Below are 15107 nucleotides of genomic sequence, written 5' to 3' on the forward strand. Positions count from 1 at the left end.
CAAAGCGGCCACTTAGGCTAAACCCTACGAGCAAGCCCTCTCAGTTGCGTTTGTGTGGATTTTATCCCACCGTGAAAAGCCCATGACCATGCATTTCGCGTAAAATCGGCAAAACAACAATAGCTTTCGAGAGTCTGTCGTGATTTATAAAGAGTTGGATCCGTTTCAATCAGATGACAAATTTGCCAGATCTGGCCGCGCTGCCGAAGAAAAGATGGCCTTCTACCTGAAGCGTTTTTTTGGTAACGATCCAGAGATCCTTGTTTTGAACGGCATTCGGATTGAAGCCGATGGCGATGCAGCCCAAATTGACCATCTTGTAATCCATTCTCATGGCCTGTCCATCGTCGAGAGTAAAAGCGTTCACGGCAAAATTCAGATCAAAGATGACGGGCAATGGATTCGGTGGTTCGGTGCTAACCAATCCAAGGGTATGGCATCTCCAATAACGCAGGCACGTCTTCAGGAAAAATTTTTCCGGGACGTATTGGGTAAAGCTTCCAAGAACGAGGAGTTTTTTTCCAAGTTCCCAATTGATCTCTATGTTGCGATTTCCGATGATGGTGTGATCATTTGGCCGCAATCTGGAACTGTGGCCGGAGTCTGCAAGGCAGACCAAGTTGCCGATAAAATCGTCACAGCAAATCAGACCAAAGCAGCTCAGAAGAGCCTGGAACTATCTCTCGATAATCGTCAGAAAATTGCGGCCTTCCTCAAGAGCATCAACAAGCCACTGACCAAAACAATCTCAGAACATGAAGTCGTAGAACAACCAATAACAGAGATAGCCAATACAGCCCCGGCAGCCTTAGCAGACACAGCACCGAAACACACCTGCAAGCATTGCGGCAGCAATAATCTGGAAATTCGATACTCGTTCAGTTATTTCTTCTACTGCAAGGATTGCGAGAAAAACACTGCGATTAAAGCGCTCTGCCAATCCTGTGGCGAGCCAGCCAAGCTGCGTAAGCAGAAAAAAGTGTTTTTCGCTGAGTGTGGGAAGGATGAGCACTCGGGGCTATTCTTTGTGAACCCATAGCCACTTCTTAATTAGGATTTCAAATGTCGAACGAGCGCTCTGAATTGCCAGAAAACGCGGCTGAATTTGCTGAGCTCAATGATGATGTGTTTGGGCGGATTGCATCTCGATATGATTTGCTTTGCGACTTGTTTAGCTTTGGAATACACCGACTATGGAAGCGTAGAGTCGCTCAGCGTATTGCAGATGAAGAATGGTCAACGTTGCTAGATGGAGCGACGGGAACTGGCGATATTATTCTTAAATTACTTCCTCAAATCACGAAACAAAATAGGCATATTACTGCGGCGGATATTAGCGAAAAAATGCTTGGCGTGGCGCAGCAACGGTTTGGAGTACGAGCCAATAACGTTAAATTGCTCAAACTTGATGCTGAGCGGATGTCGTCGATTGAAGATGAAAGTATCGATGCCTATTCAATCTCGTTGGCGTTAAAAATATGTAATCGACAGCTTGTGCTGAAAGAGGCGCTAAGAGTCTTGAGGCCAGGAGGGCGATTAATTGTTTTGGAAGCATCTAATATTCGCTGGCCGTTTTTGCAAAATGCTTATCTTTCCTATATGTCGATTTGTATGCCGCTGCTTGGATGGCTTGCAACTAGCGGTGATGCATCGGCGTACAAATATTTACTGAAAGGGATTCGAGAATTCCCTTCCGCTGAAAATCTCGCAATTGAAATGTCTAATCTTGGGTTTGAAAATATTGAGTTTGAACGTCTTTCTCTAGGAATTGTTGCTATACATATTGCGCGTAAACCATAGCACGTAGATTGGGCTTGTAGTGGCTCAATTAATCCGGCCATCAATATGGGGAACGGTTCGCTTTGGCCGAAATGCTGATGGTTTTGCAAATAGAAGGCGTCAATATCTGCCTAAGCCTGCTGATTTTAGAATGGTGCAAAAAAATAACTCTCAGTGAAAGGCTATCCCGCATTTGCGGGATAGCCTGATCAATCGTAGCCGTCGAAGGCCATGCTTTAGCAACGGCAGCGTTGTTGAGGTAAATACGCCAGAATATATTCCAGTAGGTGATAGACACCACGACCAGTCAATGCAGAAACGGAACACGCTGCGCTACTATCGCTGAAAGACAACGACAAGTATTTTTGCTGTTCTGCATGATTGTGGCTGACTTTTTGGTCAAATTCGTTCAAAACCAGCAACACCGGTAAATGGCGCTGCTGGCAATAGGCCGCCACGGTACGTTGATAGAAGGCCAGATCAGCTTGCCAGTGTTCATCATTGGTTTTGACGACCCACACGACCAAATCAATTTCCGGCAAGATCGATATGTAGAAATCATGGGCAGCTTGATCACGATCTCGGGTTGTCCCGAAACCCGGCATATCAATCAAAGCCAAACCTTTGCCGTTTTTGTAGGCCAGTGTGAATTCCTGCGGACTGGTGGTATTGAGATCGATAGTGTCCTGCTGATCAACATCACGCCCGAGCAGCGCATGGCAGAGTGTCGATTTGCCGGTTTCGCTTTTACCCAATAAACCCACGACCGCTTGATACTTGACCACCTGGTCAATGTGAGTGCGCAAGCTTTGCCAATAGGCTTTTTTGAAGAGTGCACTGTTATAGATGCCGTGTGAGATAGTGGTCGACATAGCGCTTTCCTTGCAGACAAAGCTCTGCCTGTTCATAAAAATACCCACCGCCATGAATGGTCGGTGGGTATCATTGATCTATTATTTAAAATAGATATTATTGATTACTGAATGAGTGTTCCATGTTCGTAGTGACGTGCCGATACTACAGAGCCATCTTCATTGTATTCACTAAAAATCCCATGTGATTTCCCATCCGCATCATAATTTTCTTCGATATATACTTTGCCACTATCTTGGGAAAAACGACGAAATTTAATTTTATTTCCATTGGCATCATATATAGATTCACTAGTCAGATAATACTTGCCTGAGTATTCGTCATAGGCAAAACTCTTGACGCCACCCACAATTTTACCTTTGTCATAATTTGTTTCATCATAACCGCGATGCCCCCCCAAATAATCGGAACGAAATCCCGTCTGCAAGCCATTTTCCCATCTAATGTCAGCGACTAGCTTTCCATCAAAGAATTTTTTCTCGTAACCAGTCGCTTTACCGTCGATCCAATTGAGCTCGACAAGCTGCTGGCGGCCATCAGGCGCCCAACCTTTTTCTACGCCGGATTTTTTACCATTTACATAATTGATCTGTGCTGTTAGCGCATGCGTATTAGGGTCATAAAGTTCTGCAATGCCATCCAATTGATTATCTTTCCAAAAATATTTGGCAAGAGGCTGGCCTGATGCAGGATCAAGACGAATATCTTCACCATTTTTGATCGGTGCTTCAGTCGTCGCCAAGCCGATAAGCTGAGCCTGCAATGGTGCGGTATACACGCTGACCTCGGCGATACCTTTGTCTTGCAGATAATTTAGGTCGTAATCGACACTAAATGATTTGGATTTGCCGTTGTAAGTGAACGTGTAATCGGCTTGGCAGCTGGCAGATTCACCATTTTCACTTTGGCTGCTCATCCGAATATTTTCCAAAGAAAATGATTCACTCATGCCCAGTTTCATTTCACGAAACCACTTTGATTTCCCAAGCTCTGCGGCAATGATGTTCAGAGCCGTTTCCTTGTTAGTCGAATCATTGCAATCAGTTTTCGAGAAACATCCACTAAGCATGATCACGGCAGGCAACAATACTGCACTTGCCCATAATTTCTTATTCTTGCGCATACGGACTCCTTAAATTTAACGAAGAAGATTGAGAATTTCAGCTGACTGGATAATTGACAACCTTTTGAGTTGAGTTTCAACCTTAATTACTCTTCCTGTCAACAGGTTGTTGGGCAACTATTAAGGTTGAATCGGAGACACAACAATGCCTCGCTTTGATGCCAAACAACTGAATAAAGAAACCGGTCGATTGATCGCCCAACATCGGCTGGCAAGCGGCTTGACTCAAGAGCAGGTCGCTGAAAAACTCGGGATTGGCAATGAAGCCATTTCACGGATCGAACGTGGGTTGGTGTCGCCTACCATCGAGCGATTGATGGAGCTGGCTGAGATCTTTGATTGTGATGCAACAGCGATGATTCAAGGACTCAATCCCCATAGCACCGGTCAGGCACAACACTTGGCTAACTTGTTGGCACCGCTACAAGATGAAGACCGACAAGCGCTGGTATTGGTCATTGAAACCTTGGCAAACCGATTTGCGGCCTCACGCAAATCAAGCCAATGAGGCCATTTTCATTTCAATCACCGCGCCGTAACAGCCCCCAGTGCGCAGCAGTGACGCCAATCAAGGCTCCCAAAACGCAGGGTAAAATGACACGGTTGACCTGCCTGCTGCTGGGCAAGCCTTGAATGCACCACGTGACAAAGTGTTCGCAGTTATTCAGCAACACGTTGTACCAATCTTCACCAAGGCGCGATTTCGCGCGCTCGACACTCTCTTCATGGCGATAAGCCCGGAACGGGTACGTTTGCACAGTGCAGCCATTGCCTTGGCAAAACGTCGCCAAATCAAATCAACAATTTCAATCACCCCGGTGTCAAATCGACCCAAAGATGAACCTGAATAGTGAATCACTTGATCGCAACCAATATAAAGACCGTGATGGGAATAGCCATTGCGGGCAGAAATCAGATGATCGCCTTTTTGCATGATGAATTCCTTTGCGAAATGAACAGACGACAAAAAGCCCCGGACAACGCCGGGGCTGAATGCTGGGAGTACAAAAACGATTAAGCTGGATTAGCAGGTCGGTGTGACGGCGGAGACCTTTTGCTACGGCAGTAGCATTTCACGAGATACGTGCAAACCATGCCGCTGGCAAACACAATCGCAAAAGCCAGCAACGTATCAGTGGTTGAGTTGTTGTTCATGCTGATCGCCTCCTGTTGGCGCGAGTTCGGATCTCGACCCCAAACGGTTTGTCAGCCGTGCTGAGCGAACCTGCGTTTTAGAGGTATGTGCCGCCGTTGAACTGGCCTCTGGGATTGCACTAGCCACCTCTGAGTCTGGGTAAAACTCAGCCAGCATCAGCGGTATCTCATCAGCCTCGTCTTCAAACTGGCCATTGCGCAGCAAGGACTTCGCCATCGCTTCCAGCTTGGCAATTTCTACACCTGCCTGTTCAAAGCGCAGCGCTTCACTACGCGCAAAGCATACGGCTTCCGCTAAAGTGTCATCATCACGCAGTGTAAGATCGACGTAGAACACTGGCGCACGATACGATTGCGTCGTGCTTTTGGCGCGTAGCTTGAGCAGCAACGGCAAGTGCCGCGTATTGCCGCCGCTGACCGCTTCAAAATACTGCAAGCGTGCAGCTAGCGTTCGCACCGAGTTGTAACCGGTGGTGCGAAACATAAATGTACCGAGCTCATCGTTCTGGCCTTCAACCTGCACATTCAAACGACCATACAGTTTGCAGCCTTTTTCTTGCGCATACTGGCAGCGCTCCGGCGTAGGGCAGGGCACGTCCTCAATACCTTCACCCGAAACCCGCTTCGCACATTCGCCATTGCCGACACACAGAGGTCGCCCTGTTTGCCGATCAAACGCGCTGAACTCGGCGCGCAGATTGAGCTCGCTATCGTTGAATAATAGCCGTACCGGAATGGTACGGATTTTGTTATTCGGACTGACTTCGGCCAATTGCTGATGCAATGGATGCAGCAACCAGCCATCTTTGTTCTGCACCTGAGTTGTCAGCGTAAAAGCGTCATCTTTTTCCGGCACCCATTTGTCTTTCTTCTGCACCAGATGCCCGATTGAAATCCGCCCAATCACGGGCGGGGTAATGGCCAGACCTTTAATCATGATGGTGTGCTCCAGAAGGGTTCAGCTTTTTGGGCTGAATCAAGAAACGCCGCGCACCCTCAACCGACTTGCTGTACTGCTGCAGGATTTCAGGGTGTTCGGCACTGAGTTTGTCGAGGTCGGTCGCGAGCCGGTCTTTGGCTTTTTTCCAGCTAATACGGCCAGCAGCAAAGATCGCGGCAGTGGCGGTGCCGAGGGCGTTTTGTAGTCGCTGGCGAATCAGCGCTTCCTTGGCTTCGAATTCTTCCTTGCGCTCACGCAGCTCGATCAAGTTGCTAAACAGCGCATTGAATTCCGCTGATTCAGACAAATCGATGGTTTGCCCATCATCCCGTGGGAATAACCACTGCAATGCCGCGCTGGCATCGTCCGAACCATCAGGGTCAGGCTGAATATCCGCAGTGACGTGTTTCCAGAACTGCGTTTCCAAATGAATCAGATCCGCGATCTTGGCATCGTCACGCTCAATCCGATAAATTCTGAAGTCCTGTCCGCCGATCAATACTGCTACATCAGCCCAGGCAAAACCGGTGACGGCAAGCTGATGCAAGACCTGGCATTGATAAGCCAATGGAATACCGTCTTCCCATTGCGCCGCCATGTGATAACTGGCGGTTTTGATTTCCAGTACGCCAGTGCCTTCAGGCTGACCTATTACTTCCCGATCCAGATTGGCCAGCATGAAACGATGCTCGGGGTGCTGCAAAATGGCATTCACTTTGCGCACCTTATAGCCAGTTCGTTCGGCGTAGACCGAAGCCAATACTGGCTCCAGTACTGTTCCCCATAGCACAGCGGGTTTTTCAGAAAGGTCATCGGGCTGTTTGCGATGCGTTTTTTCCAGCCACAGGGTTAATGGGCTTTTGTACTGCGAGAAACCAATCGCACTGGCGGCATCGGATGAACCTATTCCCAGCTCACGATACTTTAACCATTGCTCACGAGTTAAACCAACTGTCGATGCCAAACGAATGGCTTGGCCGTAGCGTTCACGCATGATGAAACCTCCAAAAGCAAAAAGCCCCGCTGGCGAACCAGACGGGGCTTAGTGATCAAAATGAATCGGAGAAATTGAATCGATTACTGCAGCAATGCAATCGCCTGATTCAGCGCCTTGCCTTTCAGTTGCGCACCTTGACCAAACCATGCCGAATCTAGGCGGTAATCCTGATTGCGTGCACGGCGTTGGTGATCAACAAATTCAGTCACGGCATTGAGTAGACCCCAAGCTGTACCACGACTACTGGCTAACAAAGACCCCATGCCTGCTCCGCTATAAAGGGCGGTAACTTGCTGCATGGCGCGAGATACGGCGGGGTTTTCCATATCGAGTACTTGCTCACCCAATACATCGCCAAAATACTGCGCAGCTTCGGTCGCCGTAATTGGGCGCTGCGACAGTTGCTTCATATTGGCAATGAATTGATCCCAGCCCGACAGACCCAAACCGAGCGCTTCCTTCACCGCTTGCGGATCAAATTTGGTCGAATGAGGTACTTTGACCGCGCCATTCGAATCACCGACTGCCATTTGCAGGGTGTTATTGCAGACTACCCGGATGGAAGTAAATTGTGCCGTGGTACACATCGACCCGTCGCAGCTGGTTGCCAGCAACAAATAGGCTTTGACCCGATCATTGCCCCGCAACAGGACTTCCTGACCAGTGCGCGCTAACGCCCACAACTTCTTGCCGCCTTTAAGCACGCCTGCCGTTTCCAATTCAAAACCACCGGCCTCGACCAGATCTTTATAAAAGTGCAGCACTTCTGTGGGCTGCACCACCTGATAACGATTCGACACGACCGATAACGGTGCCAACGTATCGGAGCGATACAGCACTTTGGCGTCGGTATGTGGGCGAATGTGCATGCCAGCACCCGGTGAAACATTAAACAGCACATCGCTTTGATCAATTGACCATTCCATACCGGCCTCACGCAGCCAAACATCCAGCGGTTGCTGCTCAGTTAAACGATTGCCTAAACCGTGCCACGGTGTGTCACGGACGAAAGCCATAGATTCGACAAGATGGGACATTTGAATTCTCCAGACGTAAAAAAGCCCCAGCGTCAGGCTGGGGCTTATTGATTTGGCGTTAAAACGGGGGATAAAAAAATATTCACTTCCCTGAATGATTTGAAGAAGTCAGTCAAGGTGAGAACGCATGTATTTCATCGTGGTGATATAGGTCTGAGATTTTTTAATTCCCAAAATAACTTTGTACATCGCAAGGATCGGTCAGCCTCCTGTCTGGCAAGCGTTTTAGTTCTCCGCTGAGCTTGCCAAGCAAGGCTTTCGCTACGCGCGGTATTTCGGGTTTTGTTTATCATCTCTTATTCATTTTCAGATGAACTATCACACATCTACTGCATGTAGAAGGCGATCTGCTGCCAGCATGATCGCTGATCAACGTTTACTCGACTGAGTTCTTCCTTTTTCAACCAATGAGGGAAGACATCATGCGTATTGATATTGACGAACTGTTTGATACGACAAACACGCGAGGCATCGCTTACAACGCGATGATTGAGGACGGATGTAGTCCGGAACGGGATAACTTTCTTAAAGACCCCACATTTGTCTTTGATCGTTACGGCAAGGCATTGCTTTATATCAGCTCGCTTGAGCAAAAGGTTCGGGACATTGTGAATAGCAATGAACCCGGCTATGGCGTGATCATTCAGCGTAACCGCAAAGTGATCAGCCAAACCTATCGAGCCGGATTGGCATATATGTCGCTGGCACAAAATTATCAGAATCAAGAAATCCAACAAATCCTGGCTACGAAAATCCTGAACCCCTATCTGGATTTACTGACTCGTATCTGGCCCACCATCAGTAATTTGGATTGGCGTCATTACTCAGCGGATGAGCTTATGCCTAATGGCAAACTGGCCGCAGAGATGTTCAATGTTTCCCTGCAGGATTTGCGTGCATATGCAGAGAGTACCGAGTTTAAAAAACGTTGTGACGTGTGGTATGCCGAGTCAACGCAACAATACCGAAGCTGCAAGGCTTATGTTGAGTACCTGTTTAGTCGCTATGCTCGCCTTTTAGTCGTGCGACTGGATTTGGGCTTTGTCATTGACAGTGAATTACGGGCTGATGTGATTGGCTGTCGTGAACGCCTCCAGCGGTTCCTGAGAAATAAACGTAATAACTCCCTGTTTGACCATCAAGTTGGGTATATCTGGCGCTTGGAGTTCGGCATCAAGAAGGGTTGGCATTACCACTGCATTTTGTTTTTCGATGGCTCGAAAAGTCAGCAGGATGTGTCATTAGGCGACGCGATTGGTAACTACTGGCGCAAAGTAGTGACTCAAGGGCAGGGGACTTACTGGAACTGCAACCGGCATAAAGATCGGTATTCAATGTTCAAACTGCTGGGGGTTGGCATGATTCACCACAGCGAAGAGGACAAGCGGGACAATTTATTAAAGGCGGTAACTTACCTGTGCAAGATGGACGAGTATTTACGGCAAGCCCTGCCTGATGGCGTGACGGGTATTCATACCTTCGGGCGGGGAAAGATTCCAAGCAATGATTCTGGCTCAGTTCGCCGAGGCCGCCCACGCTCTGGGCCCGACGATGGGTATTCAGATACGAGCGCCGCATCATAAAAAAATATCAACTTTCCTCATGATTTGAGGAGGTCGTTAATTTCATTGTTACAGCGTGTCCACGTTTGAATTGCCGCATCACTGATGGGCAAATTTATGGGTTTTTCCTGCGATTTGCTCAATGAATGCATAATTATTGAAAGAAAGAGAACTAACTTTTTCAAACGAGATTTTGATCAAGGCTCCGCGATTACGGGGCCTTTTTTTATGCGAGGAAAATAATCATGGCAACCGAAAAAACAGTACGTTTTTTGCGTATCAAGGAGTTGGCCAAAATGATCGGAATGGGCAAGTCATCCATATATGACCGACTCAATCCAAAATCTAAACGATACGAGCCAACGTTCCCTAGGCCGATAAAGCTCGGAGTCGGGACAACGGTTTGGGCATCAGATGAAGTGGAGTCCTGGATGGCGCAGCAGATTGCCGCCGCCCGAATGGAGCGCGGTGATTTTTCGAATTAGGGGCTTGGCCGCATTTCTACAAGCCATGAAATTAATATCGCCATTCTTCGCTCGCCAGCATTCCTTGATTTAACTCATCACGCAATACCCGCCAGTTGCCCAAGTGCAGATCCATCAAAGCCATAAATCGTTCATTGTGATGCCGCTCAAGCAGGTGAATGAGTTCGTGTACCACGATGTACTCGATGCACTGTGGTGATTTCTTTGCCAGTTCCAGGTTGAGCCAGATTCGCGCTGTTTTTGTATTGCAGCTTCCCCAGCGGGTTTTCATTTTACGAATACCGCAAAAGCTGGGCGATACATTCAGTACCGGCAGCCATTTATCCAGTAATACATCCACCGTCGTTCTGAGTTGCGCGCGATACCAGTCGTGCAGAATGCGTTCTTTCTGCTCGCTGGTTTTATCGTTTTTGCAGTTCAGGATCAGGTGGCGGCTGCCGCGCAGGTTGATTTGGCTGTGATTGCTGGCTTCAACCTTGAGGCGGTAGGCCTTGCCCATGAAATAATGGGTTTCACCCGACACCATCTGCCGAGCCGATTGCCGAGGCTGGTTTTGGAATTTCAAGCGCTGGCGTTTAATCCAACCCAGTTTTCCAATGACGGCCAGCCGAATTGCTTCATCGCTAACGGCTAAAGGTGCAGCAACCCGCACTCTGCCATTGGGCGGGTAAACACCCAAGTGCAGGTTTTTAATATCTTTACGGTAAATATCAACGGTAATACCGCTGACGATGACGCGATGCTCAGTACTCATGTTGATGCTTAATCAGCTCAATCAGTCGGTCGAGCATCTTATCCATTTCATCATCCGATGCCATATCAGTCAGGGGTAAATAGTTCGGTGACGGTTCATTCACTGTGCCTGCACTTTCTAGCGCAAATGATTCCAAGGTCAGGCGCATCGCGTTGCGGATTTTTCTTTGCTTGATATTGCTACTGCGCCAGTCGTCCTGCTTGCTGGCCAGAATAACTTTGTTCAGCCGGATCGCCAGCTCTTCATTTTTATCCAGATTGTCATACAGCGCTTTTTGCGCAGCAGTGTTCAGGCTAGCTGGGTAAGTACTGATGCCCATCGGGTTTTTGGCTTGACGGGTTAGCTCAACCACTTTGGTCAGGTATTCCTGATACTTGATCGCGCCGTTGCGGCGTTGTTCGATCAGTGCGTCGAGTAGGGCAGACATTGTTTCGTAGTACTTTGGATTGATCGGTGTTTCGTCGATGATCAATTTACGCACGTTATTTTCAATCGTTTCGGCCATGCTGTTTTCATTGCCACGAATGGCTTTCGGCAGGGCTTCAACCGCATCGGTGCCACGCTCAACAATCAGCTGGATCAGCGACATATCGTCAAAGGCCGAAATTTTCTCGCTCTCTTCGGCGCGAATATAGCTGTCGATCAAGTGCCGCATCGCGGGCTCGTACGTTTTTAGGTCGATATAGTCGGCACTGTGGATCTTGATCTCGCTGCGGACTTTTTCGAAATGATCGACTTCCTGTTTGATGGTCTCAATCTCTTTGGCGCTATAGCCTGCTTCAGTCAGCTCGCTGGCAATATTGGCATAAGTGCGAATCAGTGTTGCGGTTAGCTTGTAGAGCGCTAGACGCTTGGCTTCATTGGTTTTCAAATCGGCAGCAGAGCCATCACCGCAGAAGAATCGCTGATATGCGGGGCTGTCTTTCGGTGGCTCTACCGGTTCGCACAGCGCCTTGATCGCTTCGCGTGCATCTTCCAAGTCGGCTGCGGCCATACTCAGACGGTCTTCCAGCAAGCCTTGCACATCGTCTTTGTCATACCCATCGAGCGCTCCACTGGTGTAGTCGCCGATGGAATCTTCCAGTCGTTTGAATAGATCTTGGTAATCGATGATGTAGCCGTATTGCTTGTCTTCACCATCCAGCCGGTTTACGCGGCAGATGGCCTGGAACAAACCGTGGTCACGCATCTTTTTGTCGATATACAGATAAGTGGCCGATGGCGCATCAAAGCCGGTGAGCAATTTATCCACCACGATCAGCAGCCGCATTTGGCCGGGCTCGTCGATGAATTTCTTTTTAACGTCTTTTTCAAACTGTTCGGGGTCTTTGCCAGCCAGCATCTGGTTGTAGATCTGATACTGGCGTAGTCGTTCGGTCAGCCCTTCACCGGTGCTTTCGCCTTTGATGTCGGCAGGCGAGGGTTTGTAGCTGGTGACAATCGCGCATTGTTCGCCCATGCCAGCTTTGCAAAACAGCTCGTAACATTTGCAGGCTTCAAAAATGCTGCTGGTCACCAGCATGGCATTGCCGCGCCCATTGGCTAGGCGGTCGCGCGTTTCCATGTCGAATAAAATGTCGTTGACGATTTTCTCCAGCCGCGATTGGCTAGACAGCACTTTTTGCAAAGTACCCCAGCGCGCTTTGAGTTGCGCCTTGGCCAGATCGGTTAGCCCTTTGGTCTTGGCCGCAAACCACTGATCAATCTTGGCTTGCGATGTCACGCTCTGGTCAATATCGCGTGCTTCGTAGCGCAGATCGAGCACCACACCGTCGCGCACAGCTTCGTTGAATTTGTAGGTATGGATATAGCTGCCAAACACTTCAATCGATTTTTGCTTATCTGATTTCAGCAGCGGTGTGCCGGTGAAACCGATAAACACCGAGTTCGGCAGAATCGATTTCATCGCCTTATGCAGCTCGCCTGATTGCGTACGGTGGCATTCATCGACGAACACGTACAAATCGCCCTTGGGCGCAAAATCGGCAGGCAGGCTTTTTTTCACTTCCTCGATGTAGGCAGCGATGTCGCCAACGTCTTCGCCATCCTCTTTGCCGCCGAATTTATGAATCAGCGAGCACATCAGCCACGGGCGGGTGTCGTTCAGTTGGGCGATCAGATCAGCGCCGCTTTTGGCGCGGCTGATGTCTTCATTCACGCCTTTGAATACTTTTTCGATCTGCTCATCGAGCTCGGTGCGGTCGGTGATAATCAGCACGCGCGCGTCTTTGATGTTTTCGCGTATCCATTTGGTTAGCCACACCATCGTCAGGCTTTTGCCCGAGCCTTGCGTGTGCCAGATAATGCCGCCTTCGCGGCGTTTCAGATATTGCTGTGCTTCGCGCACACCGAAATACTGGTTCTGGCGGCAGAGCTTTTTTACGCCAGCATCAAACACAACAAAATCGTGGATCAGCTCCAGAAAGCGTTTTTTCTCGCAGATTTGCAGTACATGCCGATCAAGCAGGTTGGCTACCTCGCTCGGTTCTTTCCATTCCAGATAATACTTCTCGCGGGTTTCAATCGTACCGTAGCGCACGCCCTGCGTATCGTTGCCCGCCATCACCAGCTGCATGGTGGAAAAGAAGGGCTGGATGAATTCTTTTTTCTGGTTATCCAGATTCTGGCGAATGCCTTCGGAAACCGACACGGTTGAGCGTTTTAGCTCCAGCACACCCAGCGCAATGCCGTTGATATACAGCACAATGTCTGGTCGCTTGGTGCTCGCCTTAGCGTCAGCACCTTTGATGGTCACTTCTTCGGCAATCGCAAAATCATTGTTCAGCGGCGCTTTCCAGTCGATCAGCCACACAGTGACGGTATTTTCGCCAATGTCGGGCTTTACCTTCACGCCATAGCGCAGCAGCTCGTACACCGCTTTATTGCGGTCATACAGCGAGAGCTGGGTATTGTTGACGGCCTTATCAAACTCGTACAAAGCGCGGCGGATCAACACATCATCAACGCCTTGCTTGGCCAGCCATGCCGAGAGCACGCCGGCCTCAACGTTGCGATTACTGCCGTTATCTTCATGCCGCTTTTCCCAATTACCCAGATAGTGGTAGTTCAGCTCAGACTGGAAAAGTTGAACAATACGGTTTTGAGTTGCGCGTTCGATTTGGCCGACGGTGCTCATAATTGATTTCCGAAAACCCCGCTAATGAGGGCTGAGTTTGTATAATCGATTGAAACAACAAGGGTTAAGCAAATGATCAAACCTGAACCGCAGCGCAAGCCGATTACTCGGCAAACCTTGATTCGCGCCGTAGCCAGCTCAACTGCCATTGAAACCGGGCAAAGCATCAAAGAACTTGAATACCGGCTCAATCACCCGAGTGAGAAGTTTCGTCATCTAACGCTGGCGCGCTAGTTGAATACGCTCGCCTTACTCGGCAGGGTAGAGCGGTGCATCTTCTTCCGAGCTCTCAATGAAGTTATCCCACAGTGCTGTTTTAAACCACACGGGCATTTCATCGCCGGTTAACTTGATTTCGTTCCCATCGGTGACTTCAGCAACCAAAGTTCTTTCATGGGTTGAGTTGTCAAAAATATACGCACGATTGGCGTAAGTGACTGCATCGGGCAATAAGGCGAGAGAACGAGTGTAGCGTTCGCGGATTTTGGTTTCCGGCACCGGGTGTCCTCCGGTTTCAACCCGGTGCTGTACCCGTGCAATATTGATGTCTGGGTCTGCGGTTGCGATGAAATACAGATAGGTACGAAACCCAGCAGCCTGCGCTTTTTGCAAAAAATCGACCTTATCCCGAGACGACATCACTGTTTCAAAGGTAAAGCTGATCCCCGCAGCCAACAGCTGATGCCGGATAAAGTCTGACAGCACTGAGGCAAAATAGGAATTCACCGCCACATCGTGAAAGTGCAGTTGATTGTCACTGAACGACAATTTGTTCACGGTGCTCAGCAAGTCAAATTTGGCAAGCAGAGTCGAGTTTTTCAGAAAGGCGAACAACTCGTCTGCCGTGGTATTAACTTCGAAATCTGAGAAGTTAATTAGGGTATCTCTGCGCAGCCCTTTTTCTATCTCGTCTGGATTGATATACACCCCTAACCATTCGTTGGGGATGACATCTTTGATCGTACTTTTACCAGAGCCATTGGGGCCAGCAAACAAGCGCAGCCGTGGTGTGGTGCTCATGGCTTGGCCTTGCGAACGCGTGTCGTACCCGCCACGACCGGAATCGGTTTGGCCAGACTACGAATGAAGCGCTCGCTGCCATCGGCATACGTTTCAACCAAACGGCCATTGCGTGCTTCCACCACCTTGCCGCTGGTTGTCAGTGCGCGGGCATAAGCCTGGCTAATTGCGGCACTGGCTAATTGCGGGATCTGCAATTCCAGCGATTGCATTGCTTTTTCATTCAATTCTATTTTTTTCATGTCG

Annotated in this window: 15 protein-coding genes and 1 pseudogene; 6 read left to right on the top strand and 10 right to left on the bottom strand. The window is 49.0% G+C overall.

Features of this window, described 5'->3' with window-relative positions; all coding sequences use genetic code 11:
* The first annotated feature begins 139 nt into the window (after positions 1 to 139).
* The gene (locus ACG2XO_RS09200; RefSeq protein ID WP_410497683.1) at positions 140 to 1039 is read left to right on the top strand and encodes a nuclease-related domain-containing protein; all 900 of its coding nucleotides are present in this window, start codon (positions 140 to 142) and stop codon (positions 1037 to 1039) included.
* A 23-nt stretch (positions 1040 to 1062) separates the two neighbouring features.
* Entirely contained in the window at positions 1063 to 1800 is a 738-nt protein-coding gene (locus tag ACG2XO_RS09205) for a ubiquinone/menaquinone biosynthesis methyltransferase (RefSeq protein WP_410497684.1), read from the top strand.
* Positions 1801 to 2015: 215 nt separating this feature from the next.
* Here ACG2XO_RS09205 and ACG2XO_RS09210 read toward each other — a convergent pair whose 3' ends face one another.
* Positions 2016 to 2705: a GTPase gene (locus ACG2XO_RS09210; RefSeq protein WP_410497685.1), complete on the bottom strand. Its 690-nt coding sequence runs from the start codon at positions 2703 to 2705 to the stop codon at positions 2016 to 2018.
* Between the two features lie 50 nt (positions 2706 to 2755).
* Positions 2756 to 3775, bottom strand: coding sequence for a toxin-antitoxin system YwqK family antitoxin (locus ACG2XO_RS09215; protein WP_410497686.1), 1020 nt, complete (start codon positions 3773 to 3775; stop codon positions 2756 to 2758).
* 145 nt (positions 3776 to 3920) lie between these two features.
* On the opposite strand from ACG2XO_RS09215, the gene ACG2XO_RS09220 reads away from it, so the two are divergent.
* Positions 3921 to 4283, top strand: a complete 363-nt coding sequence (locus ACG2XO_RS09220; protein ID WP_410497687.1) for a helix-turn-helix domain-containing protein — start codon at positions 3921 to 3923, stop codon at positions 4281 to 4283.
* 13 nt (positions 4284 to 4296) lie between these two features.
* Here the strand turns inward: ACG2XO_RS09220 and ACG2XO_RS09225 are convergent.
* The 4 genes and pseudogenes from ACG2XO_RS09225 to ACG2XO_RS09240 all read right to left on the bottom strand — a co-directional run bounded on the left by ACG2XO_RS09225 (position 4297) and on the right by ACG2XO_RS09240 (position 7904).
* A pseudogene (locus tag ACG2XO_RS09225) lies at positions 4297 to 4709 on the bottom strand (lecithin retinol acyltransferase family protein).
* Positions 4710 to 4907: 198 nt separating this feature from the next.
* Entirely contained in the window at positions 4908 to 5867 is a 960-nt protein-coding gene (locus ACG2XO_RS09230) for a hypothetical protein (RefSeq protein WP_410497688.1), read from the bottom strand.
* A complete protein-coding gene (locus tag ACG2XO_RS09235; protein ID WP_410497689.1) occupies positions 5860 to 6864 on the bottom strand; it encodes a YqaJ viral recombinase family protein in 1005 nt (334 codons plus the stop codon). The genes ACG2XO_RS09230 and ACG2XO_RS09235 overlap by 8 nt, the downstream gene beginning before the upstream one ends.
* Positions 6865 to 6947: 83 nt before the next feature.
* Complete coding sequence (locus tag ACG2XO_RS09240; protein WP_410497690.1) at positions 6948 to 7904, bottom strand: DUF932 domain-containing protein; 957 nt, start codon at positions 7902 to 7904, stop codon at positions 6948 to 6950.
* Positions 7905 to 8326: 422 nt separating this feature from the next.
* On the opposite strand from ACG2XO_RS09240, the gene ACG2XO_RS09245 reads away from it, so the two are divergent.
* Both ACG2XO_RS09245 and ACG2XO_RS09250 read left to right on the top strand, forming a co-directional pair.
* Complete coding sequence (locus ACG2XO_RS09245) at positions 8327 to 9487, top strand: inovirus-type Gp2 protein (protein ID WP_410497691.1); 1161 nt, start codon at positions 8327 to 8329, stop codon at positions 9485 to 9487.
* Positions 9488 to 9711: 224 nt separating this feature from the next.
* Positions 9712 to 9951, top strand: coding sequence for a helix-turn-helix transcriptional regulator (locus ACG2XO_RS09250; protein ID WP_410497692.1), 240 nt, complete (start codon positions 9712 to 9714; stop codon positions 9949 to 9951).
* Positions 9952 to 9982: 31 nt separating this feature from the next.
* Here ACG2XO_RS09250 and ACG2XO_RS09255 read toward each other — a convergent pair whose 3' ends face one another.
* Positions 9983 to 10705: a M48 family metallopeptidase gene (locus ACG2XO_RS09255; RefSeq protein WP_410497693.1), complete on the bottom strand. Its 723-nt coding sequence runs from the start codon at positions 10703 to 10705 to the stop codon at positions 9983 to 9985.
* On the bottom strand, positions 10695 to 13841 hold the full coding sequence (locus ACG2XO_RS09260) for a type I restriction endonuclease subunit R (RefSeq protein ID WP_410497694.1): 3147 nt from the start codon (positions 13839 to 13841) through the stop codon (positions 10695 to 10697). The genes ACG2XO_RS09255 and ACG2XO_RS09260 overlap by 11 nt, the downstream gene beginning before the upstream one ends.
* Before the next feature lie 72 nt (positions 13842 to 13913).
* Here ACG2XO_RS09260 and ACG2XO_RS09265 point away from each other — a divergent pair, with 72 nt between their 5' ends.
* A complete protein-coding gene (locus tag ACG2XO_RS09265) occupies positions 13914 to 14075 on the top strand; it encodes a hypothetical protein (protein WP_410497695.1) in 162 nt (53 codons plus the stop codon).
* Positions 14076 to 14090: 15 nt separating this feature from the next.
* Here the strand turns inward: ACG2XO_RS09265 and ACG2XO_RS09270 are convergent, their stop codons facing one another.
* Positions 14091 to 14861 (bottom strand): zeta toxin family protein, encoded by a 771-nt coding sequence (locus ACG2XO_RS09270; RefSeq protein ID WP_410497696.1) that lies wholly within the window; start codon positions 14859 to 14861, stop codon positions 14091 to 14093.
* Complete coding sequence (locus tag ACG2XO_RS09275) at positions 14858 to 15103, bottom strand: hypothetical protein (protein ID WP_410497697.1); 246 nt, start codon at positions 15101 to 15103, stop codon at positions 14858 to 14860. Before ACG2XO_RS09275 ends, ACG2XO_RS09270 begins: the two co-directional genes overlap by 4 nt.
* Between the last annotated feature and the right edge of the window lie 4 nt (positions 15104 to 15107).

It is taken from the genome of Chitinibacter sp. S2-10 (assembly GCF_046530675.1).
Taxonomy (GTDB): domain Bacteria; phylum Pseudomonadota; class Gammaproteobacteria; order Burkholderiales; family Chitinibacteraceae; genus Chitinibacter.

Bases quoted from the DNA above. Each gene is read 5' to 3' on its own strand.
- ACG2XO_RS09255 (WP_410497693.1), bottom strand. From the start codon at position 10,705: ATGAGTACTGAGCATCGCGTCATCGTCAGCGGTATTACCGTTGATATT.
- ACG2XO_RS09265 (WP_410497695.1), top strand. From the start codon at position 13,914: ATGATCAAACCTGAACCGCAGCGCAAGCCGATTACTCGGCAAACCTTG.
- ACG2XO_RS09205 (WP_410497684.1), top strand. From the start codon at position 1,063: ATGTCGAACGAGCGCTCTGAATTGCCAGAAAACGCGGCTGAATTTGCT.
- ACG2XO_RS09220 (WP_410497687.1), top strand. From the start codon at position 3,921: ATGCCTCGCTTTGATGCCAAACAACTGAATAAAGAAACCGGTCGATTG.
- ACG2XO_RS09240 (WP_410497690.1), bottom strand. From the start codon at position 7,904: ATGTCCCATCTTGTCGAATCTATGGCTTTCGTCCGTGACACACCGTGG.
- ACG2XO_RS09270 (WP_410497696.1), bottom strand. From the start codon at position 14,861: ATGAGCACCACACCACGGCTGCGCTTGTTTGCTGGCCCCAATGGCTCT.
- ACG2XO_RS09245 (WP_410497691.1), top strand. From the start codon at position 8,327: ATGCGTATTGATATTGACGAACTGTTTGATACGACAAACACGCGAGGC.
- ACG2XO_RS09235 (WP_410497689.1), bottom strand. From the start codon at position 6,864: ATGCGTGAACGCTACGGCCAAGCCATTCGTTTGGCATCGACAGTTGGT.
- ACG2XO_RS09250 (WP_410497692.1), top strand. From the start codon at position 9,712: ATGGCAACCGAAAAAACAGTACGTTTTTTGCGTATCAAGGAGTTGGCC.
- ACG2XO_RS09215 (WP_410497686.1), bottom strand. From the start codon at position 3,775: ATGCGCAAGAATAAGAAATTATGGGCAAGTGCAGTATTGTTGCCTGCC.
- ACG2XO_RS09275 (WP_410497697.1), bottom strand. From the start codon at position 15,103: ATGAAAAAAATAGAATTGAATGAAAAAGCAATGCAATCGCTGGAATTG.
- ACG2XO_RS09260 (WP_410497694.1), bottom strand. From the start codon at position 13,841: ATGAGCACCGTCGGCCAAATCGAACGCGCAACTCAAAACCGTATTGTT.
- ACG2XO_RS09210 (WP_410497685.1), bottom strand. From the start codon at position 2,705: ATGGCGGTGGGTATTTTTATGAACAGGCAGAGCTTTGTCTGCAAGGAA.
- ACG2XO_RS09230 (WP_410497688.1), bottom strand. From the start codon at position 5,867: ATGATTAAAGGTCTGGCCATTACCCCGCCCGTGATTGGGCGGATTTCA.